Below are 23,865 nucleotides of genomic sequence, written 5' to 3' on the forward strand. Positions count from 1 at the left end.
TGTTGCTGATGGTGTTGGTGTTGGTGTTGGTGTTGGTGTTGGTGTTGGTGTTGGTGTCGGTGTCGGTGTCGGTGTCGGTGTCGGTGTCGGTGTCGGTGTCGGTGTCGGTTCCGAATCGTTATCATCAGATCCGCACCCACTTAAAGCTATAAAAATCAAAGCAATGCTGCTTCCTTTTAGTATGTTATTCATCACATGAACCCTTTTTCTATTAAAAAATGTGAAAATTTAACATTTTTAAAATAGATCAATTATAATGCAGTTGTAAAGATCAAATTTGAAAAAAGGTTCAACATGGCAGCTTATAATCAAATTGAAATATTCGAACAAAGCCAAAAATGGTTTGACCAGTTGCCATTAGAGTGGAAAAACTGGCTTGAAGAAAACTTAGAAAAAGGGTGTGGAGTTGAACAATTAGTCGATGTATTAAAAGCAAATGGATTTGAACCAAAGTTTGAAATGAATGATTTGAAATTTCAGACTTTATTGGATCATGATCAAGAGTGGATAATTGAACAAGTTTTAAATGAGGTAACGTCTTCGGAAATTATAAAAATATTAATAGAGCAGGGGCATGATGGTTTAAAAGTAAAAGAATATTTAAATAATTTAGAAAATAATAAGTTATATAAAATTTTGAAGAAAAAGCATCATCAACTTAAAAAACGTGAATGGTTAATAGAAACTGTAGATCTATTGGCACAGCTAAACTCTGACTATAGTAAAAAAATTCCTTCAATTACTGCTCCAAATTTTTCTGATTTTGTGAAGGGTTACTATAGTCAACATCGCCCTGTGATTTTAAAAAAAGGAATAGAACACTGGCCAGCTTTGCACAAATGGTCTCCGCAATATTTTGCTTCTAAATTTGGCCATCATTTAGTTGAAGTTCAAATGAATAGAAATTTAGATGAACAGTTTGAAAGACATTCTCCATCATTAAAGCAAAAAATGAAGATGTCAGAGTTTGTATCAAAAGTTATGTCAGTTGATGCTAGTAACGATTTTTATATGACTGCAAATAATGCATCAAATAGTCATCAGATGCTTCAAGAATTATTTTCAGATATAGAGGATTTTGCAGATGGTTACTGTGATTTGGCTTTAAAGGATGACCGTAGTTTTTTATGGTTTGGACCTAAAGGAACATTTACGCCCTTACATCATGATTTAACAAATAATATGTTAGTTCAAATTTATGGAAGCAAAAAAGTAACTTTAATTCCTGCATTGCAAGTTCCTCATCTATATAACGATCATTGGGTATTTAGTGAGTTGAGTGATACAAATAAAATTGATTTTGAAAAATATCCTTTAGCAAAATCAATTACTCCAGTTGAATGTATTTTGAATGCAGGGGAAGCTCTATTCATCCCGATTGGTTGGTGGCATAGCGTAGAAAGTTTGGATGTCTCAATTAGTATTTCTTTTACCCATTTTAATGCACCAAATCATTATGTCGATCGGTTTCCCAAAGAGGTCTAAGAATGAAAATTGCATCTTAAACCGTTCAGTGTGACAATTGCTCGGCCCATACTGTTTTTCAAAAATGAAGGAAAATTGTTACTCTATGACCACACTCCAAACGAACAATGCGGAACTTAATCAAAAGCAGGTATTAATGTTAATGGAATACCTGACGCAATGGTTAATTCGTTCAGGAGTGGGATATAACGACTTTGTAACTGCTTTAAAACCTGTTTTCTATCAACAGGCTTTAAGTGAGCTTGAGCGTATAGAGCAAAAGCCAACTGATTCAGCAGTCAGTTTACTTTCAGGGTTACATCGCAAAGACGTGAATGCATTTAAAAAGGCAATACAGGCTGGTCAGCCTTTAACAGAGGCAAAAGTAGCAGAACCAGTAAGTGTTCCTGCTCGGGTGATTGGTTTGTGGCTTGCAGAGGGATTGGCAGAAAAAATTCCATTTGTAAGTAATGATCAGGTTAGTTTTGAAAATTTAGTAAAGAAAGTCTCAACTGAAAAGCATCCAAGATCTATTTTGAATGAACTCGAACGCCTAAATATTGTGAAAGAAGAAGATGGCCTTGTGATGTTGCAGCAGCGTAGTTTTATGCCTGATGTTGAGCAATTCGAGGTTCGAAAATTATTAACAAATAACTTAGAAGCACATTTAGCTGCTGGAGTTCATAATTTATTTCAGCCAGAAAAAGAACCCTATTTAGAACAAGCAATTTTTGCTGATGAACTAACAGATGAATCGATTACTTTACTCAAAGAAGCAAGTTTGCGCTTATGGGAAGATTTATCACTACAAGTACTTAAATTAGCTATTGAACGTTGTGCACTAGATGAAGGAAAAGAGGGTGCAACTAAAACTTTCCGTTTCGGAGCTTATCAATATGACGAAAACAACTTATAAAAAATTAATAATATCCATGAGCTTCATTTTGACAAGTGGTCTTTTAACCGCTTGTGGAGAGGATTTATTCGCAGGTGGTGCAAGTTTAGGGGGATCAGGATATCCGACTAAACCTGGTAAACCGGGTGATTTTGAAACACCGGCCGATGGTGAGAAAGGTGACTCAAAAGATAATGAAATTTGGTTGCCTGCACCTGTTGAAGATGACTGTAATGGCTTACATCGCAAACTACAGTTTCTCAATAATGTAACGCGTGAACCCATAGAAAAAGAAACTGTTTTTAAATATGCACAGCAGTTAACTCTAAATGGCACAATTGCTTTGAAGATTACTCAAACTAATAAGGGATTAGAGAAAATACAAGAAAAACAACCTGCGTGTTATGTACCTTTAGAGCTCTATTTACTTGGAAATACGAAGCGCTCCTATCCAGAAAATGAGTGTAAAGAGATTCAAACTTACGAATATCTGCCAGGTGAAACCAAAACTTTTATTGTCAATTATCCAGCATTTGATGTCATGAATGGTAGTTGGAAATATGGTCTAGAAAGCACTTATTTGAAGAATGATCAAGAGTTAAAGCAATGTGAACCTTTAACTATCCAATTTAAAATAAGTGCACCACTTGAGCCGATTAAAATTAATTAAGTTGAGCCACTCATGAGCGATAAAATTTTAAAGGAAGTATGAGTTAAGCTTGCTCTAGCACTTTTTCATCATAAGTCATTTGGGCTGCTAAAACCTGTTCAATATTGGTTTCGGCCCATTCCTTTAATTGGAACGCCATTGAAGCGACATTTTGCCCTAAAGAAGTCAGTGAGTAATCAACACGAATAGGAGAAGTATTCTGAATTTTACGCTCAATAAAACCGTCTCTTTCCAGCATTTTTAACTTTTGTGATAAGACTTTAGGCGAAATACCTTGAATATTCTTTTTGAGCAAGTTGAAGTGCTGAGTTTCCTCTTCAAGCACATTTAAAATTAATAAAACCCACTTATCTGCAATTTTTTCAAAAAATAAACGAGCAGGGCAATGTTGTTGAAAAACATTATATTTTAGACATTCATTCATACTATTTACCTGCTAATTTCTTAAAAAATTACCATAGTTACCAGTTAGTAACTAATTGACACCTAGTTTCTAAAATATATCATAAAGTGGAATTTAATAAAACAAAGGTTTGCTCCCATGTCTAACTCTAATATCGCGGTTGTATATTTCTCTGGTTATGGTCACACTAAAGTAGTGGCTGAAACGTTTGCAAACGAAATTAATGCTCAGCTCATCCAAATTGATCAAGAAGGTAATATTACTGAGCAAGATTGGCAGACATTAAATGATGTGAAGGGGATTGTTTTTGGTGCTCCAACTTATATGGGAACAGCACCATGGCAGTTTAAAAAGTTTGCTGATGCAACTTCAAAAGTTTGGTTTACACGTGGTTGGCAAGATAAAGTATTTGCAGGCTTCACAAATAGCGCGAGCTTAAATGGGGATAAGCAGGTTACTCTTATTCAATTACAGACTTTAGCATCGCAACATGGTGGAATTTGGGTAAGCCTTGGTTTATTACCAGCGAATACAAAAGATGCAACACGTGAAGATGTAAATAACTTAGGTGGTTCAGTTGGACTTTTAGTTCAATCGCCTTCTGATGCAAGTGTAGAGGAAGTCCCTACTGGAGATCTTGAAACAGCGAAACTCTATGCTCAACGTGTACAAAATATTGTGAACAAAATTTTTGGTTAATTTGACCATAAAAAAGGCGCTTTAAGCGCCTTTTTTATTATTCGTGTTCATTATGCTGTGGAGCATTATATTTGAAACCTTTGGTTTTGTAGGCCAAATAACCTACACCAATAACGGCCCAAGCTAAGCCAATTTGTAAGGCAAGCTTATCAATTTCTAGCCACATCATAAACACACTGGCAAAACCAAGTGTTGGTATAACAATATAGTTGATGATGTCTTTAAACGTTTTATTCTTGCCATCTCTTAATGCATAGCGAGAAATAACAGAGAAGTTAACAAAACTAAAAGCAGTTAAAGCACCAAAACTAATCAAGTTGACAATATGCTCAAGATCTAAGAAACCAGCAGATAAAGCAACTACACCCACAATAAGAATGTTGTAAGTTGGAGTATGCAATTTTGGACTAATATGACCAAATAATTTCTTATTGATTACGCCGTCACGTCCCATTACATACATTAAACGAGATACACCAGCATGAGCAGAAATACCTGATGCCATAACAGCAACTACAGCAAAATATAAAACCAAAGTTTTAAATGCAATACTACCAATCGCAGCAACCATCACAGGCTGTGATTCATCCAGAGGATTAAAGTAAGTATTTGGGTTACTAGGGAAATATAATTGGATGAAGTAAGTACTTACAATGAAAATAATACCTGCAAGTAATGCTGTCGTAAAAATAGCTTTTGGAAGCGTTTTCTCTGCATCTTTTGTTTCTTCAGCAAGAGAAGATAAGGCATCAAATCCTGTGAAAGAGAAGCAGAGTACAGTTGCACCAGCAATTAAAGCACTTACGGATGTCATGTCGTTCCAAAAAGGAGTTAATGACCACAAGGCAGCTTTATCTGGATTTAAAGTTCCATCTGCATATACACCTTGAGTGAGTAAAATGTATACCTGATAAACGAAATAAAAAATTACGCCAAGCTGAATAATAACGATCGTACTGTTAAAGCGTGCGACAAATCGTGCACCAAATAAGTTAATAACAGTCATTAGGGTGGTTAAACCAATCACCCATAACCAGTTATTTACCTCTGGAAAAAGAGCTCTTAGATAAATATCTGCCAAAATAATATTAACAAGCGGTGACAGTAAATAGTCTAACCAAGAAGACCAACCCACCATAAAACCAACATTAGGGTGAATTGATTTTTGAGCATACGTATAAGCTGACCCAGAAGAAGGGTAGCGTTTAATCATATGTCCATAACTGATCGATGTTAATAAGATTGCGACTAATGCAAAGATGTAGGAAGTTGGTACATGACCGCCACTTCGCTCTGATACTAAACCAAAAGTATCGAATAACGTTAATGGCTGAATATAAGCTAAACCAATAATAATAATGTGCCAAAGCACAAGATTCTTTTGAAGTTTAGCTGTTGGTTTAGTCCCAGATAAATTTGTCAACGGCGTTATCCTCATAATCGTTGATCAAGGATCAGCTTGGTGTTAAGGATCGTTTGAGACGAACGATCCCCCCTACAGAAAAAGATAAAGTGCGCCAATCTATCCTAAATTGATGCAAATTGTCAGTACTTTCATCGATTTTTTAGCAAATTTTTTGCCATATTTCCAAATAAAAAGATGAATAAAAATTCACAGTGATAAAAAAGACCTGATTTCATATAAAAATCAGGTCTTTAGATTTAAGTCTCGAGTTTAACCTATCGAATTACCATGCCTTTTGTAAGATCTCTCGGATATCTTTTAGGCTTGCTTCTTTAGGATTGTAAATAATTGAGCCGTCATTTAGTGCTTTTTCTGCAACTTCATCGAGCTGTGCTTCAGTTACTTTGCCAGTTTCACGTAAAGTACGTGGTAACTTGGTTAAGGTAAATAAACGATCACGCATTGCTAAAATTGTTGCAATCGCTCTGTCTGCACGTTGAGTTGCTGGAGTTTGTGCATAGATATCAGCACCAGCTAACGGCAATAGTAATTCACCAATTTTCTGGCCATTTACCTGCTTATTATATTCAAGCACATACGGTAAGAATAAATTCATGCATAAACCGTGGGGCAGGTGAGCAACGGCACCTAAAGCATGACCTAAGGAATGTACAAGGCCTACCATTGAGTTTGAGAATGCAATACCTGCCATTGTAGAGGCTTGTGCTAGTTCTAAACGACCTTGTGAGTCATTTGGGTTTTCTAGGACATTAAATAGGTTTTCACTAATCTTTTTAATTCCAGCACTTGCATAAGCATCGCTAAGTGGATTGGCAGCCATACATGTATATGCTTCAACACAATGTGTTAAGGCATCCATACCTGTCATTGCAGTTAAATGAGGTGGCAATGTAAGTGTCATGCGTGGATCTAAAATCGCTGCATGTGGCATTAAGTAATAAGAAGCAAATGCCAATTTAACATTCTTTTGCGTATCTGAAACCACGGCAACCATAGTCACTTCAGATCCCGTACCTGATGTAGTCGGAATTACGAAAAATGGTTTTAATGGTTTTGGTAGGTTGTGTGCACCAGAATATTGAAGTAAGTCATCTCCACCTTCAGATACTAAAATGTTAGTTGCTTTAGAAGTATCGATAACTGAACCACCACCTACAGCAATAATCGCATCGCATTTATTCTTGCGATAAGCTTCTGCGGCAAGACGAACGACTTCTAAACTTGAGTCTGGTGGAACATCATCAAACACATGACCAATGACAGCATCAGTCGTACTGAACGCAGCTTCAATCGGGTTGAGTAGGCCATTTGCGCGCACACCTTTATCTGTAATGATGAGCGGACGTTTTGCACCTAAAGTCGCAAGTTCAAACGGAATATGTTCTAACGCAGCATTACCGGCAATGACTTTTACAGGACAAAAGAATTCGTAATATGGTTTAGCCATGTTATGCGCTCCGCTTGAAATAGGACTTAGCTACTTTTAAGTAAATATTTGCAGCTTCGTTGAATTTTTCTTTTAGGGTAAGTTCGGTTGGATATTCTTTGACTGCAAGAGATGCAATCAATTTAGGTAAAATAAGAGATTCCATTTTATTTAGACAGCGTACTAAGCGAATGGCAGCAGATACATCACCATCAGCAATCATTCGGTCATTAGCAAATGCTTGGGCAGTACTTTCTTGAAAAGAAAATACTAAAAAGGCATGAGTTACATGTTTGAATGTAATGGTTAGGTCCGGCTTTCTTTCAGCTCTTTTGAGTAGCTCTAACTGTTTGTCTTCTGTGACGCGAGCAAAAAATGCTGGTCCATTTGGGAAAACATTCATTGAAAGTACAAAGTGAACAGGAAATTTAGATACTTCCTCTTGTATTTCAGTGTCCACTTGACTTGCCATGACTAAGCCACGACCAACAACATCCATCATGAGCTTAACGTAGGCAAGTTGCAGAGTAGGCTTTACAGCTTTTTTCGAAATCACTCGCGTATCCCTTGTTAAAATTATGCAAAAGCAAATTTAGAGTAATTACTCTAATCCATTTTTATTTCATCGCAAAGCGATTTATTCAGTTTTGACTTCTGGGTCATTAAAGTATCCAGTGTTCTTAATATACTCAATAAAGTCTTGGCAAAGTTGAGTGAATGATGGATAAGGAGTCACCAAATCTTGTATACGCACCATTTCTAAACCTGCGTAGCCACAAGGATTGATCGTCTGGAACCCATCTAAAGCACAGTCCAAGTTTAATGCTAATCCATGATAGCTACGGCCACGACGAATTTTAAAGCCTAAGGAACCAATCTTACGGCCATCGACATATACTCCTGGAGCATCAGGCTTAGCATACGCTTCAATTCCGTATTTTTTTAAAACATCTATCATGAATTGTTCAGCAAAACTGACCAATGTTCGTACGTTCCATTTTAGACGATTAAGATCAAACATGAAGTAAGCAACAAGTTGACCAGGTCCATGCCAAGTCACTTGTCCACCACGGTCAGTTTGCACTACAGGAATATCTGATGAAATTAGGATGTGTTCAGGTTTACCAGCTTGACCTTGAGTTAAAACATTATGATGTTGAAGTAACCATAACTCATCAGGCGTATCTTGATCTCGCTCATTTGTTAAGAGTTTCATGGTTTCAAACTTGCTTTGATAATCTTGTAAATCGTTCCATTGCCGAATGATTAAGTTAGGTTTATCAAGGCTCATCACAATCTCTTCCTATAATTAGTTTATGCGGCGCCCAGTTCATATCTACTAGATAAAAGCCGAAAACCTTGTAATTTTAAAGGATTTTATAAAAGGAATTCTAAATATTTGTAAGGTTTTTCGTGGTAGGGAGGTTTTTAAAATTTCCAAAAAAATACCACAGTAAGAATGCCTGACTGTGGTATTGATTGAAGAACTTAAAATTAAAGCGCAGTTCTAATCTGCGGGCAAGCAGCCAAGTCAGCATAAAGTGCATGAACTTGTTCCAATTCTTCAAAGCGCAATTGTGCTGTTAAAGAATGATACTTGCCGGTGCGAGATTCTTGAACTTTTAATGTTGAGTGGTCGAAGTCTGGGAAATGTTTTACCAAAATATCGACTACAGCAACACGTAATTCTTCACCCGCATCGCCAATAAGTTTAATTGGATAATCCATCGGAAATACCCAAAGATGTTCTTGTAGTTCGCGAGATGGAGTGCGGTCTAACATAAGTTACCTCATGATTTGAAACGCCTGCATTATCGCAGGCGTTTATAGCTCTTTCTATTAAATGGGGCTTGGTTTTGAAATTTCAAGCTTTCAAAACTTAGTCATTTTCCAAGAAAGAACGTAAGTGTTCAGAACGAGAAGGGTGGCGTAATTTACGTAATGCTTTCGCTTCAATCTGACGGATACGTTCACGTGTTACGTCAAATTGTTTACCTACTTCTTCAAGTGTGTGATCGGTTGGCATATCAATACCAAAACGCATCTTCAATACTTTTGCTTCACGTTCAGTTAAGTTTTCCAATACTTCACGAGTTGCTTCTTTTAAGCCTTCTGAAGTCGCAGCATCAATTGGAGAAGTGATGTTTTGATCTTCAATGAAATCCCCAAGATGTGAATCTTCATCATCACCAATAGGTGTTTCCATCGAAATCGGTTCTTTAGCAATTTTAAGTACTTTACGAACCTTAACTTCATCCATTTCTAAACGTTCACCTAATTCTTCAGGTGTTGGTTCACGGCCCATTTCTTGTAACAATTGACGAGATACACGGTTGATCTTGTTAATCGTTTCAATCATGTGTACTGGAATACGGATTGTACGAGCCTGATCGGCAATCGAACGAGTAATCGCCTGACGAATCCACCAAGTTGCATAAGTCGAGAATTTATAACCACGACGGTATTCAAACTTGTCTACAGCTTTCATCAAACCAATGTTCCCTTCTTGAATCAAGTCAAGGAACTGTAAACCACGGTTAGTATATTTCTTCGCAATCGAGATTACCAAACGGAGGTTGGCTTCTACCATTTCTTTCTTAGCGCGACGTGCTTTCGCTTCGCCAATCGCCATACGTTTAGAGATATCTTTAATTTCAGCAACGCTTAAACTAAGCTCTTTCTCAATATCTGCAATCTTTTGTTGGAATGCTAAAACATCTGGACGAACTTTTTCTAAATGCGCCTTGATTTCAGCAGGTGCTTTAGCAATTTGTTCATCTAACCAAGCTGGATTAGATTCTTGTTTAGGGAAAGATGTACGGAATTGAGTACGGTCCATACGGCCACGACGTACTGCATAACGCATGATTTCACGTTCATTGGCACGAATTTGCTCATGGGTACCACGAATCATTTCAGAGATGATGTCAAATAAACGTGGTGTAAATTTAAACATCATGAACACAGTAGCTAAAGCTTCTAAAGCTTCTTCAGCCTCTGGACTGTTACGACCATGTTTTTCAACAACAGCTTTTGTTTTAGCCCAAGCAGCTTCTAGTTCAGTAAAACGAACTTTTGCAACCTCAGGGTCTGGACCTGAATCGCCTTCAGAGTCATCATCACCTTCAGACTCTTCTTCTTCATCGTCATCATCAAGCTTAACTTCTTTGGTTGATTTTGAAGATGATTCGTCTTCTTCTTCAAGTTCTTCAACTTCTTCTAAAACTTCTGGAATATCTTCATCGGTTTCAGGATCGAGGTAGCCTGATAAAATATCGGCAAGACGGCGTTCGCCAGTTAAAAAATCATTATATTCTTTTAATACAACTTCAACAGCATTTGGCCAGTAAGCAATTGAATTAAGGACATCACGGATACCTTCTTCAATACGTTTGGCAATGCTGATTTCACCTTCACGGGTTAACAGTTCAACTGTACCCATTTCACGCATGTACATACGTACAGGGTCTGTCGTACGTCCAGGTTCATTTTCAACCGATGCAAGTACGGCAGCAGCTTCTTCTTCAGCAACCTCATCAGTTGCGTCAGCCGACTCACCGAACATGGTATCGTCAGATTCAGGTGCACGCTCGTGTACAGGAATACCAACGTCTTGAAGCATTTGAATAATGTCTTCAATCTGTTCGCTTTCAGTAATCGAGTCCGGCAGATGATCGTTAACCTCAGCGTAAGTTAAGTAACCTTGTTCTTTGCCTCGGCTAATCAGAGCCGCTACTTGAGAAGTAGGGGAATGCATATCGCTCATCTTTGCTTACTCTTTGTTGAATCTGTGGCAGTGAAAAACCGTGCATGATAGCACAATTTGCTTGAAATGTTTTGGCTTTGATCAGTAACCGTTAAATAAAAAATATCTTTGAATTCACGTCTGTTTTTTGAATATTGGGATAAAATCATTTTTTTCAAGCTTAAATCATCGAAAAAATCATAGAATTTTTTTTTGATCAAAAAAATAGTTCAGCTTTATAAATACACAATTTTTTGGGCGAAAAAAAGTACAAATATGCAGTTTAATGAAAAAAATATAAATAAAACTTGACACGATTTAATAACCAAGATAAATAGCGGCTAGACCCATTCACATTTTTTCATTAGAGGTAGTTTTAGTGTCTTCTACAGATTTTGAATTAGATGATAACTACGGTGATGATGATGATGTCGGTTTTGATGAGTCATCAGGCAAAATCACTGCGAAAGAATCATTAGAAAAACGTAGATTAATTGATGATCTATTGGCTCAACGCCGTTTAGAGCGTGAGTTAAAAGATTTTGATTACGATTTAGACGATGATGATCTTGATGATGAAGACTAATCAAATCTGAATAGGGCATCGTCAGCTTAGATGCTATGCTATCGTAGATTTCTTTTTTATAGTCAGGTAACACAATGAGTGCGTTAGATTTAGACCAATTAAGTGAATATCTAGATGGAGACCACAATGAGTATGGTCTGGATTTCGCTGCAACTCATGGTTTTCTGTGTGCAATTGCAGTAGGCCCTCAGTTCGATCGTTGGTTAGATGAATTGTTTGATAATAACCATAAAAAAGTTCCTGCCGAAATTATTCAGCAGATCAAAGCGTGGTTAGAGTCAATTCGACAAGACTTAGCAAATGAAAATGGAATTGAATTTCCGTTTGAAATTGAGGAAGCGGATGTTGAGTCTAGCTTAGGCGACTGGAGTGTTGGATTTGTTGATGCGATGTTCTTAAATGAAGATGCATGGTTTGCACCTGAATATGAAGAACAATTAATTGATTTAACTTTACCAATGATGGTATTTAGTGGAATTGATGAAGAAGATCCACAGATGGAATCTTTCCGTCGTAATGGACAGTTAATGGATGAGCTGGCAGAAGAAATCCCAGATAATTTGAATGAATTATACTTGATGTATCATACGCCAAATTAATTTATTAGAAGAAATAATAAATAACGTCCTTTCTAGGGCGTTTTTTATTACGAAAAATTAAGTGATATAAAATAAAAAAGGGCAGTTAGAAATCTAAGTGCCCTTTGAAAACTATTTTATAGTTTTATAGACGTTTACGCTTTGCAGCAGCAATTTGTGACTGGCGCATACGGAAACCAGCTTTTTGCTTTTCAGTGGTTTTGTCGATGCAATAAACGCAAGAAACACCGTGTTCGTAACTTGGTAGAGCAGACTCTTCAGGAGTTAAAGGCCAACCGCAAGCATGACATTTAATATTCACGCCTTCCTCTACACCATGAGTTACAGCAGTACGTCCGTCAAATACGAAACATTCACCTTCCCATAAGCTTTCATCAGCAGGGGTTTCTTCTAGGTACTTAAGGATACCGCCTTTAAGATGGTAAACCTCTTTAAATCCTTCTTGAAGAAGTAAAGAAGTTGATTTTTCACAGCGAATACCACCAGTACAGAACATCGCAATTTTTTTGTCTTTATGTTGCTCTAATTCTTTCTTGACGTATTCTGGAAACTCACGGAATGTTTCAGTTTTAGGGTCAATTGCGCCCTTAAATGTACCCGCTTTATATTCGTAATCATTACGTGTGTCGATTAAAATTACATCATCACGTGCGATTAAATCATTCCACTCTTTAGGATCAAGATAGTGACCGACTAAGTCACGAGGTTTAACCTCAACACCTAAAGTCACAATTTCTTCTTTAAGTTTAATTTTCATTTTGCGGAAAGGTTTGTCAGAACTATGGGATTCTTTGTATTCCATAGCGCCAAAGCCTTCATTGAGCAAAAACTGATGTAGTGTATCAATTGCTACGCGATCACCAGCAACAGTACCATTAATTCCTTCACCTGCTACAATCAGAGTTCCACAGAGGTTAATTGTTTTCACTAAGTCTAATAAACGTTGTTGAAGATCGGCAGGATCTTGAACTTCTTTAAATTGATATAGTGCTGCAACAACCCAACCTGCGGTCGCTTGCTGTTCTACAGGTGCAAGCTGTTCTACAGTAGCGTTCATGGAAAACTCCAAATGTATTAAGATAGAAATTTAAGGCGCATATTTTAGCGCGAAAATTAGTAATAAGCGAGAAAACCATAAAAAGTATATGGTTTATTTAAGGAGTTTGTTTTGAGTAATGATCATCGAACGCTCTCTCTCACCCCATGTGCAGGGCGTTGTTCAACAGTTTTTGGTGATCAGGTTTGTCGTGGTTGTCGCCGTTTTAACCACGAGGTGATTCAATGGAACACTTATACGGCAGAGCAGCGTTTAGCTGTATGGAAGCGTTTAGATGATCAATTGAATCAAATCTTAGTGCCGATGCTGCCTCATGCAGACTTACAGCATGTTGAGGGCTTTATTTTAAGTAAGCGTGTTCGGTTAATGGAAGGGGCGAGCCAGGGTCGTAAGCTTTACCATGCCTTAAAAATATGTGAAAAGAATAAACATCTAGCACACGAGAGTGGTTTGGGTATTTCGGAGTCTCAAGTCAAAACAATATGGGTTGAGTTTGAAAGACGTGTTTTAGCGTTGGCTAAAGCGAGCTATGAGTTGGCTTGGCTGCGAGCAGATGGAATTAGCCATCATTTGTTAACTATGTATGAAGAAGAATAAGTCTAGAGTAGAAAAGACGGAAATAAAAAAGCTGCCAGAAGGCAGCTTTTTTTTATTAATTTTCTTTCGAATATTAACGTTTGATGTCGCGTTGAGTTTCACCAGTATAAAGCTGACGAGGACGACCGATTTTGTAAGGGCCGCTGTGCATTTCTAACCAGTGGCTGATCCAACCAACTGTACGAGCAAGAGCGAAGATTACAGTAAACATTTCTGTTGGGATACCAATCGCTTTAAGGATGATACCTGAGTAGAAGTCTACGTTAGGGTAAAGTTTACGCTCAACGAAGTACGGGTCGTTCAATGCGATACGCTCAAGTTCCATAGCAAGTGCTAATTGAGGATCCTTGATACCTAAAGCTTCAAGAACTTCGTCACAAGTTTGCTTCATTACTTTAGCGCGTGGGTCGAAGTTTTTGTAAACGCGGTGACCGAAGCCCATAAGCTTAACTTCTTTGCGTTTAACTTTTTCCATGAACTCTGCAACGTTTTCAACGCTACCGATTTCATCAAGCATCTTGAGAACTGCTTCGTTTGCTCCACCGTGAGCAGGTCCCCAAAGTGCAGAGATACCAGCAGAGATACATGCATACGGGTTTGCACCAGTAGAACCAGCAAGACGTACTGTAGATGTAGAAGCATTTTGCTCATGGTCAGCATGAAGTGTGAAAATACGATCCATTGCGCGAGCAAGAACAGGATTAACTTTGTAATCACGGTCAGCAGGAGTAGCAAACATCATGTGCAAGAAGTTTTCCGCATAACTTAAATCGTTACGTGGATAGATGAATGGTTGACCTACTGTGTATTTGTAACTCCAAGCAGCAAGTGTTGGAATTTTTGCAATTAAGCGAATTGCAGTGATTTCACGGTGGTTGATGTCTTCAATATCTAGGTTGTTGTGATAGAACGCAGATAATGCACCTACAACACCAACCATGATTGCCATTGGGTGAGCATCACGGCGGAAACCATTGAAGAAACGGCTAACTTGATCGTGAACCATAGTGTGAGCACGTACTTTCGTATCAAACTCAACTTTTTGTTCAGCAGTTGGGAGCTCGCCATTTAATAATAAATAACAAGTTTCAAGGTAGTCTGCTTGAGTTGCTAACTGATCAATTGGGTAGCCGCGGTGTAATAAAATACCTTTGTCACCATCAATGAAAGTAATTTTAGATTCGCATGCGGCTGTCGCCATAAAACCAGGATCGAAAGTAAAATGACCTTCTTTCAGTATGCTGCTGACATCAATTACATCTGGACCTAAAGTGCCACTGTAGATTGGTAATCCAATTTCTTTGCCATCAAGATGTAATACGGCTTTTTTGCCATTTGCTTCAGACATTCAATAGATCTCCTGTCCTGGTGAATGTTGATCTGACTCGAAATCCTAATGTTCTCATGTGCGAATCAGACGGTGTCAAAATTTGCTATAAGATTAGTGAGTACTGAAATTTTGTCAATTATACTTATGGATAAAAAATGACGTTCCCACAGAGAGTTAGTCATCAAGACCCGAGCAAAAAAGTCAGTAAAATCACTGCATCGGGATGGTATAATAAGTCAATTCAACAAGAACGTGCAGAAAAAAAATGAAGGATGAGTACAATTGTAAGCAAATTTATAAATTGCAATTTAGAATAATAAGGCGGTAGAAAATGCCAATCTGCTTAAAAAAATCATAAAACTCATGGTGTAATTTCAAATTTATACTCAAAAAAAATTGTATTTTTATTTAGTTGTAACAAAGAATATTGTTCTTTTTTTAAGTTTAATTGTATAAAAAATAGCTCATCAGACGACTTTAAAATCATAAGAACTGTTTTTTAATGAAATTCACTTTCGAAAAATTAGTATAGATCGCTTAATATCTATCTGAAATATAAGTCTGTTCACTTATTTGAAATGTGGCTCACATTGAAAATAGGAGGGTATTGTGATCATTTTTCTATTGATATGAGGAATTTATAACTTTATCTTTAGTCTAAAATCGGCTTATTTAAAAGAAATTTCAGAAAAAATGAAATTAAATAAAAAGTTATTTTAAACAAGGACATGATGAATATAGGTGTGGTTTTTTTATTGACCTAATAATGTAATATTGTTTTGAATGATTCTTATTTAATGGTTTTTTGCTGAAATGGCAAAGTGGATTGTTTGTATTTTGATACTTCGCGTTTTATAATTCAGTGTCGTTTATAGGTTAGGCATGAGCTGTGCTTGCCTAACAATGCCAGCTTTCCTTGGAATTAATTCAACAAACTCCGGTCGGAGTTTCTACCTACAGGATGCCCGCTGTGAAAAGCAACAGACCTGTCAATTTGTCCATGGGTCAGGTGTTAGCGGTAAATTTACGCTCACCCGTGGCTATTGCATCAATTTTACACCGTTTATCAGGTGTCATCGTTTTCTTATTAGTACCAGTTCTCTTATGGATTCTAGATAAATCATTATCTTCACCAGAAGGATTTGACTACGTTAAAAATGTCGTTTTTGGAAATATCCTTGTACGTTTTGTTGTTTGGGTATTTGCAGCCGGCTTGATATTCCACTTTATTGCTGGAGTTAAGCACTTACTTGCAGATTTAGGTTTTGCTGAAGAACTGCAAAGTGGTCGTATTGCAGCGACAATTTCATTGATCTTATCTGTGGTAGCCATTATCGCAGCCTTTGTATGGATTATGTTCTAATGAAAAGTGCTACAGGTTTAACTGGTTCAGGTTCTCGTGATTGGTTTATCCAGCGTGTAAGTGCGGTTGTATTAGCAGCTTATACTGTTGTTCTTTTTGGTTGGATTCTCTGCAAAGGTGGATTTGACTATCAACAGTGGGCTGGCTTCATGATGACATTACCAATGAAGATTTTTTCTTTATTGGCAATTTTATCGCTTATCGCACACGCATGGATTGGTATGTGGCAAGTTTTCACTGACTATGTCACTACTCGTCAAATGGGTCCTTCAGCGAAAGGTTTACGCCTTGTACTGACGACGGCTGTCATTATTGCAGTGTTTGTGTACGCAATCTGGGGTATCCAGATTTTCTGGGCGAATTGATAGGAAGATATCATGGGCGCGATAACCCCTAAAGAAGATTATTCAAATATTCAAAACCTCACTTTCGATGCAGTTATCGTTGGTGGTGGTGGTTCTGGTATGCGTGCTTCTTACCAACTTGCTCAAGCAGGTTTGAAAGTTGCAGTACTTACTAAAGTTTTCCCAACACGTTCACATACAGTTGCTGCTCAGGGCGGTATCGGTGCGTCGTTAGGTAACATGCAAGAAGATAACTGGCATTTCCACTTTTACGATACAGTAAAAGGTTCTGACTGGTTAGGTGACCAAGACGCAATTGAATTTATGTGTCGTGAAGCACCAAAAGTTGTGTATGAACTTGAACACATGGGTATGCCGTTTGACCGTAACGCTGATGGTACAATTTACCAACGCCCGTTCGGTGGTCACTCTGCGAACTATGGTGATAAACCAGTTCCACGTGCTTGTGCTGCTGCTGACCGTACTGGTCACGCATTATTACACACGCTTTATCAAAGCAACGTGAAAATGGGTACTCAGTTCTTCGTTGAATGGATCGCGCTTGATTTGATCCGTAACGAAGCAGGTGATGTTCTTGGTGTAACAGCGATTGACCAAGAAACTGGTAATATCGCAGTATTCCAAGCAAAAGCGACATTGTTTGCGACCGGTGGTGCTGGTCGTGTTTACCGTGCATCAACAAATGCTTATATCAATACTGGTGATGGTCTTGGTATGGCTGCTCGTGCTGGTATTCCATTACAAGATATGGAATTCTGGCAATTCCACCCTACGGGTGTTGCGGGCGCAGGCGTATTGTTAACTGAAGGTTGTCGTGGTGAAGGTGCAATCCTTCGTAACAAAGACGGCGAACCATTCATGGAACGTTATGCACCAACTTTAAAAGACTTGGCTCCACGTGACTTCGTATCACGTTCTATGGACCAAGAAATTAAAGAAGGTCGTGGTTGTGGTCCAAAAGGTGATTATATCTTACTTGATATGACTCACTTGGGCGCTGACACAATCATGAAGCGTTTACCATCTGTATTTGAGATTGGTAAAAAATTCGCGAACGTTGACATCACTAAAGAACCAATTCCTGTAGTACCAACAATCCATTATCAAATGGGTGGTATTCCTACAAATATGCATGGTCAAGTGTGCTTACCTGAAGCAGGTACAGACAACTACACCAAACCTGTAAAAGGTTTCTATGCAATTGGTGAATGTTCTTGTGTATCAGTACATGGTGCAAACCGTTTAGGTACTAACTCACTTCTTGACTTGGTTGTATTTGGTAAAGCTGCTGGTGAGCACATTATCGATTACGTAACTAAGCATCATGGTGATGAATATGCGCCACTTCCAACAAATGTATTAGAGCAAACTTTAGATCGCGTACGTAAGTTGGATGAATCAACTTCTGGTGAAAATGCACAAGAAGTTGCTGATGCGATTCGTGATATCGTTCAAGACCACGCTGGTGTGTTCCGTACTCAAGCTTTGCTTGATAAAGGTGTTAAAGAGATTCTTGCTCTTGAACCACGTGTGCGCAACATTCACTTGAAAGATAAATCTAAAGTATTTAACACTGCACGTGTTGAAGCGCTTGAAGTTGAAAACTTATATGAAGTTGCAAAAGCTACATTAATTTCAGCTGCTGCACGTAAAGAATGTCGTGGTGCGCATACTGTAGTTGATTATGAATTGCCAGCTGATCACCCAACTTATTCATACGGTCGCCGTGATGATGAGTGGATGAAGCATACTTTATGGTATTCATCAGATAACCGTTTGGAATATAAGCCAGTGCGCTTCAAACCGTTGACTGTTGATGCAATTCCACCAGCACCACGTACATTCTAATCGGGAGTATAAAGATGAGTAGAGGTACTCGTACATTCGAAATCTACCGCTATGATCCTGATAAGGATAAAGCGCCGTACATGCAAACTTTCAAGCTTGAATTGACTGATAAGCACCGTATGTTGCTTGATGCATTACTTGCTTTGAAGGTTCAAGATGAATCATTAACGTTCCGTCGTTCATGCCGTGAAGGTATTTGTGGTTCGGATGGTGTAAACATTAATGGTAAAAATGGTTTGGCTTGTTTATGGAATTTAAACGACCTGCCTGAGAAAATTGTAATTCGTCCATTACCAGGTTTGCCGGTTGTTAAAGATTTGGTTGTTGATATGAACCAATTCTATGATCAATATGACAAAATTCAGCCATTCTTGATCAATAACCAACCAGCTCCACCTAAAGAGCGTTTACAGTCTCCTGAAGAGCGTGAACACTTAAATGGTTTGTATGAATGTATTCTTTGTGCATGTTGTTCAACTTCATGCCCATCATTCTGGTGGAACCCTGATAAATTCTTAGGTCCTTCAGCATTGTTGAATGCATACCGTTTTATTATCGACTCTCGTGATACTGCTACTGCAGACCGTTTGGCTCGTCTTGACGATCCATTCAGTTTGTTCCGTTGTAAAGGTATTATGAACTGTGTGTCAGTATGTCCTAAAGGTCTAAACCCTACTAAAGCAATCGGTCACATCCGTAACATGCTATTAGATCAAGCGGGTTAATTCTGCACAAATAGAAAACGCGCATCCTTGATGTGCGTTTTTTTTTAATTTTATAATGTAAACTTTAGACTTTGGTCGAAATGAGCGAGGATTTTATATATTGCACCATATATTAAAAGATAAAATCGCTTATGTATTTCGCCAATTTATAGGTGGTATGTGTCAAAAAAATCAATCGTTGTTTAAGAACATGATACGATTTGCCACAAAGTTATAGGTGAAAAAAGCGTATACTAGTGAAATTAATTTAAGTAGCACGATCTTAGATCTGTGCTTAATTTTTATGGTTAAAGTCATTTTAGAAAAGTTAATTTTAAAGTTAATTTTTCTAAAAAGATTTGCAAAAAATTGCTCGGTTTTAATCGAGTATAAGGTGAGTGATGATGCCATTGAGGGCGTTGTGATTCATTAATTACCTATGGAGTTTTCTCTCTAGGTAGTATGACGCCCCATGGTCTTAGAGACCTGTTGGGTAAGTAATGCCTTTTTTACCAATTTGGCATTATGCATCATGGGTGTGCTTAAAAGGCAGCCTGTAATATTTTTTGCAATAGGAAATGGGTCCACAAATGCAAGAAGTTGCTGACGCATTGCGTCTTGACACTGAACTTTCCGCTGATAGTGCAGCGTATATTGAAGAACTTTACGAGCAGTACCTGACTTCCCCAACCTCTGTAGCTGAGGACTGGCGCCAATATTTCGATAAATATCCAAAGGGTGACCAACCACACAGCGCTGTGCGTGAGCAATTCCTATTACTAGGACGTAATGCTAATCGTGTTCAACCTGTTGTACAAAGTACTGTAAGTACTGAGCATGAGCGTCGTCAAATTGGCGTTTTACAACTTATTGCTGCTTATCGTAATCGCGGACATCAAAAAGCTAAATTAGATCCATTAGGTCTTGCTAAGCGTGAAGAGATTCCAGATTTAGATCTTTCAGCTCACGGTTTAACTAAATCAGATTTAGATACTGTATTCAATACCGGCAATCTTGAAATCGGCAAAAGCGAAGCAACGCTTGCTGAAATGATTGAAGCAATGGAATCAATCTATTGTGGTTCGATCGGTGTTGAATACATGCATATCGTGGACACAAAAGAAAAACGTTGGATTCAACAACGTCTTGAAAGTGCCCGTGGTAAATTCAATTACACAAATGATCAAAAGAAAGGCTTCTTAGAGCGTTTAACTGCTGCAGAAGGTCTTGAAAAATATCTTGGTAATAAATACGTCGGTGCTAAACGCTTTGGTGTTGAAGGCGGCGAATCTTTTATTCCTATGGTAAACGAGATTATTCAGCGTGCTGGTGCTGTAGGTTGTAAAGAAGTTGTTATTGGTATGCCACACCGTGGCCGTTTAAACCTTCTTGTGAATATTATGGGTAAAAACCCTGCGGACTTATTTGGTGAGTTCGAAGGTAAATCAATTCATAAAAAAGGTTCTGGCGACGTTAAATACCACCAAGGTTTCTCAAGTAATGTAATGACTCCAGGTGGCGAAGTTCACTTGGCATTAGCATTTAACCCATCTCACTTGGAAATTGTTGGTCCTGTAGTTGAAGGTTCTGTACGTGCACGTCAAGTACGTCGTAGAGACATTGGCGGTGATGACGTTTTACCAGTTATTGTTCATGGTGATGCGGCATTTGCAGGTCAGGGCGTGAACATGGAAACCTTCCAGATGTCACAAACTCGTGGCTATACGGTTGGCGGTACAGTTCATATTATTGTGAACAACCAAGTAGGTTTCACAACTTCTGATCCTCGTGATGCACGTTCTACAGAATACTGTACAGACGTTGCTAAAATGATTCAGGCGCCAATTTTCCATGTAAATGGCGATGATCCTGAAGCTGTTATCTTTGCTACTCAATTAGCACATGATTTCCGTCACGAATTCCGTAAAGATGTTGTTATCGATTTGTTCTGTTATCGTCGTCGTGGCCATAACGAAGCAGATGAGCCATCTGGTACACAGCCATTGATGTATCAAGTAATTGCGAAGAAAGCGACTACTCGTACACTTTATGCTGATCAACTTGTTCAAGAGAAAGTACTTGATCGTGCTGAAGCAGACCAAATGGTTGAAGATTACCGTTCTGATCTAGAAGCGGGTAATCATGTAGCAAATGCATTGATTCTTGAACCAAATACCAAAATGTTTGTTGATTGGACGCCATATTTGGGCCATGACTACACAGACGATTGGGATACTTCATTTGACTTAAATCGCTTAAAAGAATTAGGCGAGGGCATGAGCAAACTTCCTGAGGGGTTTGTAATGCAGCGTCAGGTTCAAAAAGTAATTGAAGACCGCGTAAAAATGCAAACTGGTGAAACTCCATTAAACTGGGGTGCAGCAGAAACTTTAGCTTATGCAACTTTATTAGATGAAGATTATCTAGTTCGTATTACTGGTGAAGACGTGGGGCGTGGTACCTTCTCACACCGTCATGCGAAATTGCATAACCAAGCTGATGGTTCAACTTACATTCCACTTTGTCATGTGAAAGAGAACCAACCGCGTTTTGCGATTTACGACTCTCTTTTATCTGAAGAAGCAGTTCTTGCATTCGAATATGGTTATGCAACTACAATTCCTAAGAGCTTGATTATTTGGGAAGCACAATTTGGTGACTTCGTAAACTGTGCACAAGTTGTGATTGACCAGTTTATTGCTTCTGGTGAGACTAAGTGGGAACGTGTTTGTGGTTTAACAATGTTGTTACCACACGGTTTCGAAGGTCAAGGCCCAGAACACTCATCAGCTCGTTTAGAACGTTTCTTACAGTTATGTGCTGAAGACAACATGCAAGTGATCACTCCAACGACACCTGCACAGATTTTCCATGCATTACGTCGTCAAGCTGTACGCCCAATTCGTAAGCCATTGATTGTAATGTCACCGAAATCTTTACTTCGTCATAAACTTGCGACTTCTACTTTAGAAGAGCTTGCAAATGGCTCATTCCAAACTGTAATTGATGAAATCGATCAAATTAACAAGTCAGATGTAACTCGTCTTGTACTTTGTGGCGGTAAAGTTTATTACGACTTACTTGAAAAACGTCGTGAACAAAACTTAACTAATGTTGCAATTGTACGTATTGAACAGTTGTATCCATATCCAGAGCAACGTCTTGCGGAAATCTTGGCTGCATATCCAAACGTGAAAGAACTTGTTTGGGCACAAGAAGAGCCGAAGAACCAAGGCGCATGGTTATTTATCGCACCGCGTTTATATGACGATATCTTAAAATCTGGCAAACAAATCCGTATCAGTTTTGCAGGTCGTGAAGCTTCTGCTGCACCAGCTTGTGGCTCACCGTACTTGCATGCAAAACAACAAGCTCAGCTAATTAATGATGCATTGGCAATCGAAGCTGAACAATCAGGAGATTCTCAATAATGGCAACCGAAATTAAAGCACCGGTATTCCCAGAGTCTGTTGCAGATGGAACCATCGCAACTTGGCACAAAAAGGTGGGTGAACCTGTATCACGTGATGAAGTAATCTGTGATATTGAAACCGACAAAGTTGTTTTAGAAGTTGTTGCTCCTGCTGATGGTAGCTTAGTTGCAATCATTAAAGATGAAGGCGATACAGTTCTTTCTGACGAAGTTATTGCTCAATTTGAAGCTGGTGCTGGTGCAGCAGCGGCTGCTCCTGCAGCAGTAGAGCAAGCAGTTGCTCAAACTCAAGCTGGTGCAGCACCTGTTGTGGAGCGTACAGAAACTGTATCTGATCAGGCTCCTGCAGTTCGTAAAGCATTAACTGAATCTGGTATTGCTGCTGCTGACGTACAAGGTACTGGTCGTGGTGGTCGTATCACTAAAGAAGATGTTGCAAACCATCAAGCTAAACCAGCTGCTAACGTTACTCCGTTAAGTGTGGCTGTTGGTGAGCGTATCGAAAAACGCGTTCCAATGACTCGTTTACGTAAGCGTGTAGCTGAGCGTCTTCTTGCTGCAACTCAAGAAACTGCAATGTTAACTACATTCAACGAAGTTAACATGAAGCCAATCATGGAATTGCGTAAGCAATATAAAGATGCTTTTGAAAAACGTCATGGCGCTCGTTTAGGCTTCATGTCATTCTTCGTTAAAGCAGCAACTGAAGCGCTTAAACGCTACCCAGCTGTAAACGCTTCAATTGATGGCGACGATATCGTTTATCACGGTTACTACGACATCGGTGTTGCAGTATCTTCTGATCGTGGTCTTGTTGTACCAGTATTACGTGATACTGATCGTATGAGCTATGCAGAAGTTGAATCTGGTATTGGTGCATATGCTGCTAAAGCACGTGATGGTAAATTATCTATCGAAGAAATGACTGGTGGTACTTTCACAATCACTAACGGTGGTACTTTCGGTTCATTACTTTCAACTCCAATTTTGAATCAGCCACAAACTGGTATCTTGGGTATGCACAAAATCCAAGAGCGTCCTATGGCTGTAAATGGTCAAGTTGAAATCTTGCCAATGATGTATTTAGCACTTTCTTATGACCACCGTATGATCGATGGTAAAGAAGCTGTAGGTTTCTTGGTAGCAATCAAAGAATTGTTAGAAGAGCCAGCTAAACTCATCCTTGATCTTTAATTTCTTCGAATAATATTACCGAGGTAGAGTGATCCTCTATCTCGGACCATGGAGATAAACA

General features: G+C 38.6%; 24 protein-coding genes and 1 pseudogene. 14 read left to right on the forward strand and 11 right to left on the reverse strand.

What is annotated here, in order from left to right:
* Window positions 1-192, reverse strand: a pseudogene (locus tag RMB06_RS04350) (endoglucanase); the annotation flags it as partial.
* Between the two features lie 102 nt (window positions 193-294).
* On the opposite strand from RMB06_RS04350, the gene RMB06_RS04355 reads away from it, so the two are divergent.
* The 3 genes from RMB06_RS04355 to RMB06_RS04365 all read left to right on the forward strand — a co-directional run bounded on the left by RMB06_RS04355 (window position 295) and on the right by RMB06_RS04365 (window position 3,029).
* Window positions 295-1,485 carry a cupin-like domain-containing protein gene (locus RMB06_RS04355; protein ID WP_311078521.1) on the forward strand — a complete coding sequence of 397 codons (1,191 nt, stop codon included), beginning with the start codon at window positions 295-297 and terminating at the stop codon, window positions 1,483-1,485.
* Between the two features lie 85 nt (window positions 1,486-1,570).
* Entirely contained in the window at window positions 1,571-2,380 is an 810-nt protein-coding gene (locus RMB06_RS04360; protein ID WP_119684586.1) for a DUF6502 family protein, read from the forward strand.
* Between the two features lie 16 nt (window positions 2,381-2,396).
* On the forward strand, window positions 2,397-3,029 hold the full coding sequence (locus RMB06_RS04365; protein ID WP_311078543.1) for a hypothetical protein: 633 nt from the start codon (window positions 2,397-2,399) through the stop codon (window positions 3,027-3,029).
* Between the two features lie 43 nt (window positions 3,030-3,072).
* Here the strand turns inward: RMB06_RS04365 and RMB06_RS04370 are convergent, their stop codons facing one another.
* A complete protein-coding gene (locus RMB06_RS04370) occupies window positions 3,073-3,453 on the reverse strand; it encodes a helix-turn-helix domain-containing protein (protein WP_002116344.1) in 381 nt (126 codons plus the stop codon).
* Between the two features lie 117 nt (window positions 3,454-3,570).
* Between RMB06_RS04370 and RMB06_RS04375 the strand changes: the two genes are divergently transcribed.
* A complete protein-coding gene (locus RMB06_RS04375; protein WP_311078525.1) occupies window positions 3,571-4,131 on the forward strand; it encodes a flavodoxin family protein in 561 nt (186 codons plus the stop codon).
* A 37-nt stretch (window positions 4,132-4,168) separates the two neighbouring features.
* Here the strand turns inward: RMB06_RS04375 and RMB06_RS04380 are convergent, their stop codons facing one another.
* From RMB06_RS04380 to rpoD, 6 genes are all read right to left on the reverse strand, one after another.
* Window positions 4,169-5,554 (reverse strand): APC family permease, encoded by a 1,386-nt coding sequence (locus RMB06_RS04380; RefSeq protein WP_014207482.1) that lies wholly within the window; start codon window positions 5,552-5,554, stop codon window positions 4,169-4,171.
* A 265-nt stretch (window positions 5,555-5,819) separates the two neighbouring features.
* Window positions 5,820-7,004: an iron-containing alcohol dehydrogenase gene (locus RMB06_RS04385; protein ID WP_017386748.1), complete on the reverse strand. Its 1,185-nt coding sequence runs from the start codon at window positions 7,002-7,004 to the stop codon at window positions 5,820-5,822.
* Window position 7,005: 1 nt separating this feature from the next.
* On the reverse strand, window positions 7,006-7,539 hold the full coding sequence (locus RMB06_RS04390; protein WP_311078527.1) for a hypothetical protein: 534 nt from the start codon (window positions 7,537-7,539) through the stop codon (window positions 7,006-7,008).
* Between the two features lie 81 nt (window positions 7,540-7,620).
* Window positions 7,621-8,274, reverse strand: a complete 654-nt coding sequence (gene lipB / locus RMB06_RS04395) for a lipoyl(octanoyl) transferase LipB (protein ID WP_005064548.1) — start codon at window positions 8,272-8,274, stop codon at window positions 7,621-7,623.
* A 203-nt stretch (window positions 8,275-8,477) separates the two neighbouring features.
* Complete coding sequence (locus RMB06_RS04400) at window positions 8,478-8,765, reverse strand: YbeD family protein (protein ID WP_002116017.1); 288 nt, start codon at window positions 8,763-8,765, stop codon at window positions 8,478-8,480.
* A 97-nt stretch (window positions 8,766-8,862) separates the two neighbouring features.
* On the reverse strand, window positions 8,863-10,749 hold the full coding sequence (rpoD, locus tag RMB06_RS04405; protein WP_002116414.1) for an RNA polymerase sigma factor RpoD: 1,887 nt from the start codon (window positions 10,747-10,749) through the stop codon (window positions 8,863-8,865).
* A gap of 358 nt (window positions 10,750-11,107) precedes the next feature.
* Here rpoD and RMB06_RS04410 point away from each other — a divergent pair, with 358 nt between their 5' ends.
* Both RMB06_RS04410 and RMB06_RS04415 read left to right on the forward strand, forming a co-directional pair.
* Entirely contained in the window at window positions 11,108-11,314 is a 207-nt protein-coding gene (locus RMB06_RS04410; protein ID WP_002116495.1) for a PA3496 family putative envelope integrity protein, read from the forward strand.
* Between the two features lie 74 nt (window positions 11,315-11,388).
* Window positions 11,389-11,913 (forward strand): YecA family protein, encoded by a 525-nt coding sequence (locus RMB06_RS04415; protein WP_002116105.1) that lies wholly within the window; start codon window positions 11,389-11,391, stop codon window positions 11,911-11,913.
* Between the two features lie 124 nt (window positions 11,914-12,037).
* On the opposite strand, the gene RMB06_RS04420 is transcribed toward RMB06_RS04415, so the two are convergent.
* The gene (locus RMB06_RS04420; protein WP_005064553.1) at window positions 12,038-12,970 is read right to left on the reverse strand and encodes a rhodanese-related sulfurtransferase; all 933 of its coding nucleotides are present in this window, start codon (window positions 12,968-12,970) and stop codon (window positions 12,038-12,040) included.
* A 111-nt stretch (window positions 12,971-13,081) separates the two neighbouring features.
* On the opposite strand from RMB06_RS04420, the gene RMB06_RS04425 reads away from it, so the two are divergent.
* Window positions 13,082-13,567 carry a DUF1289 domain-containing protein gene (locus RMB06_RS04425; RefSeq protein ID WP_005064555.1) on the forward strand — a complete coding sequence of 162 codons (486 nt, stop codon included), beginning with the start codon at window positions 13,082-13,084 and terminating at the stop codon, window positions 13,565-13,567.
* Between the two features lie 73 nt (window positions 13,568-13,640).
* On the opposite strand, the gene gltA is transcribed toward RMB06_RS04425, so the two are convergent.
* Window positions 13,641-14,915, reverse strand: coding sequence for a citrate synthase (gene gltA / locus RMB06_RS04430; protein ID WP_311078533.1), 1,275 nt, complete (start codon window positions 14,913-14,915; stop codon window positions 13,641-13,643).
* A 343-nt stretch (window positions 14,916-15,258) separates the two neighbouring features.
* Window positions 15,259-15,384, reverse strand: coding sequence for a hypothetical protein (locus RMB06_RS04435; RefSeq protein ID WP_014207478.1), 126 nt, complete (start codon window positions 15,382-15,384; stop codon window positions 15,259-15,261).
* A 474-nt stretch (window positions 15,385-15,858) separates the two neighbouring features.
* On the opposite strand from RMB06_RS04435, the gene sdhC reads away from it, so the two are divergent.
* From sdhC to odhB, 7 genes are all read left to right on the forward strand, one after another.
* Complete coding sequence (gene sdhC / locus RMB06_RS04440; protein WP_075384165.1) at window positions 15,859-16,260, forward strand: succinate dehydrogenase, cytochrome b556 subunit; 402 nt, start codon at window positions 15,859-15,861, stop codon at window positions 16,258-16,260.
* Window positions 16,260-16,625: a succinate dehydrogenase, hydrophobic membrane anchor protein gene (gene sdhD, locus RMB06_RS04445; protein WP_000833672.1), complete on the forward strand. Its 366-nt coding sequence runs from the start codon at window positions 16,260-16,262 to the stop codon at window positions 16,623-16,625. Before sdhC ends, sdhD begins: the two co-directional genes overlap by 1 nt.
* Window positions 16,626-16,637: 12 nt before the next feature.
* Window positions 16,638-18,473 carry a succinate dehydrogenase flavoprotein subunit gene (gene sdhA / locus RMB06_RS04450; protein WP_002116225.1) on the forward strand — a complete coding sequence of 612 codons (1,836 nt, stop codon included), beginning with the start codon at window positions 16,638-16,640 and terminating at the stop codon, window positions 18,471-18,473.
* Between the two features lie 14 nt (window positions 18,474-18,487).
* Entirely contained in the window at window positions 18,488-19,198 is a 711-nt protein-coding gene (locus RMB06_RS04455) for a succinate dehydrogenase iron-sulfur subunit (protein WP_002116292.1), read from the forward strand.
* A 283-nt stretch (window positions 19,199-19,481) separates the two neighbouring features.
* Window positions 19,482-19,610 (forward strand): hypothetical protein, encoded by a 129-nt coding sequence (locus tag RMB06_RS04460; RefSeq protein WP_002116082.1) that lies wholly within the window; start codon window positions 19,482-19,484, stop codon window positions 19,608-19,610.
* Window positions 19,611-19,767: 157 nt separating this feature from the next.
* A complete protein-coding gene (locus tag RMB06_RS04470; RefSeq protein ID WP_025466613.1) occupies window positions 19,768-22,608 on the forward strand; it encodes a 2-oxoglutarate dehydrogenase E1 component in 2,841 nt (946 codons plus the stop codon).
* Complete coding sequence (odhB, locus tag RMB06_RS04475) at window positions 22,608-23,804, forward strand: 2-oxoglutarate dehydrogenase complex dihydrolipoyllysine-residue succinyltransferase (RefSeq protein WP_005064561.1); 1,197 nt, start codon at window positions 22,608-22,610, stop codon at window positions 23,802-23,804. The genes RMB06_RS04470 and odhB overlap by 1 nt, the downstream gene beginning before the upstream one ends.
* Window positions 23,805-23,865: the final 61 nt, after the last annotated feature.

It is taken from the genome of Acinetobacter sp. V104_13 (assembly GCF_031798995.1).
Classification (GTDB): Bacteria; Pseudomonadota; Gammaproteobacteria; order Pseudomonadales; family Moraxellaceae; genus Acinetobacter; species Acinetobacter pittii.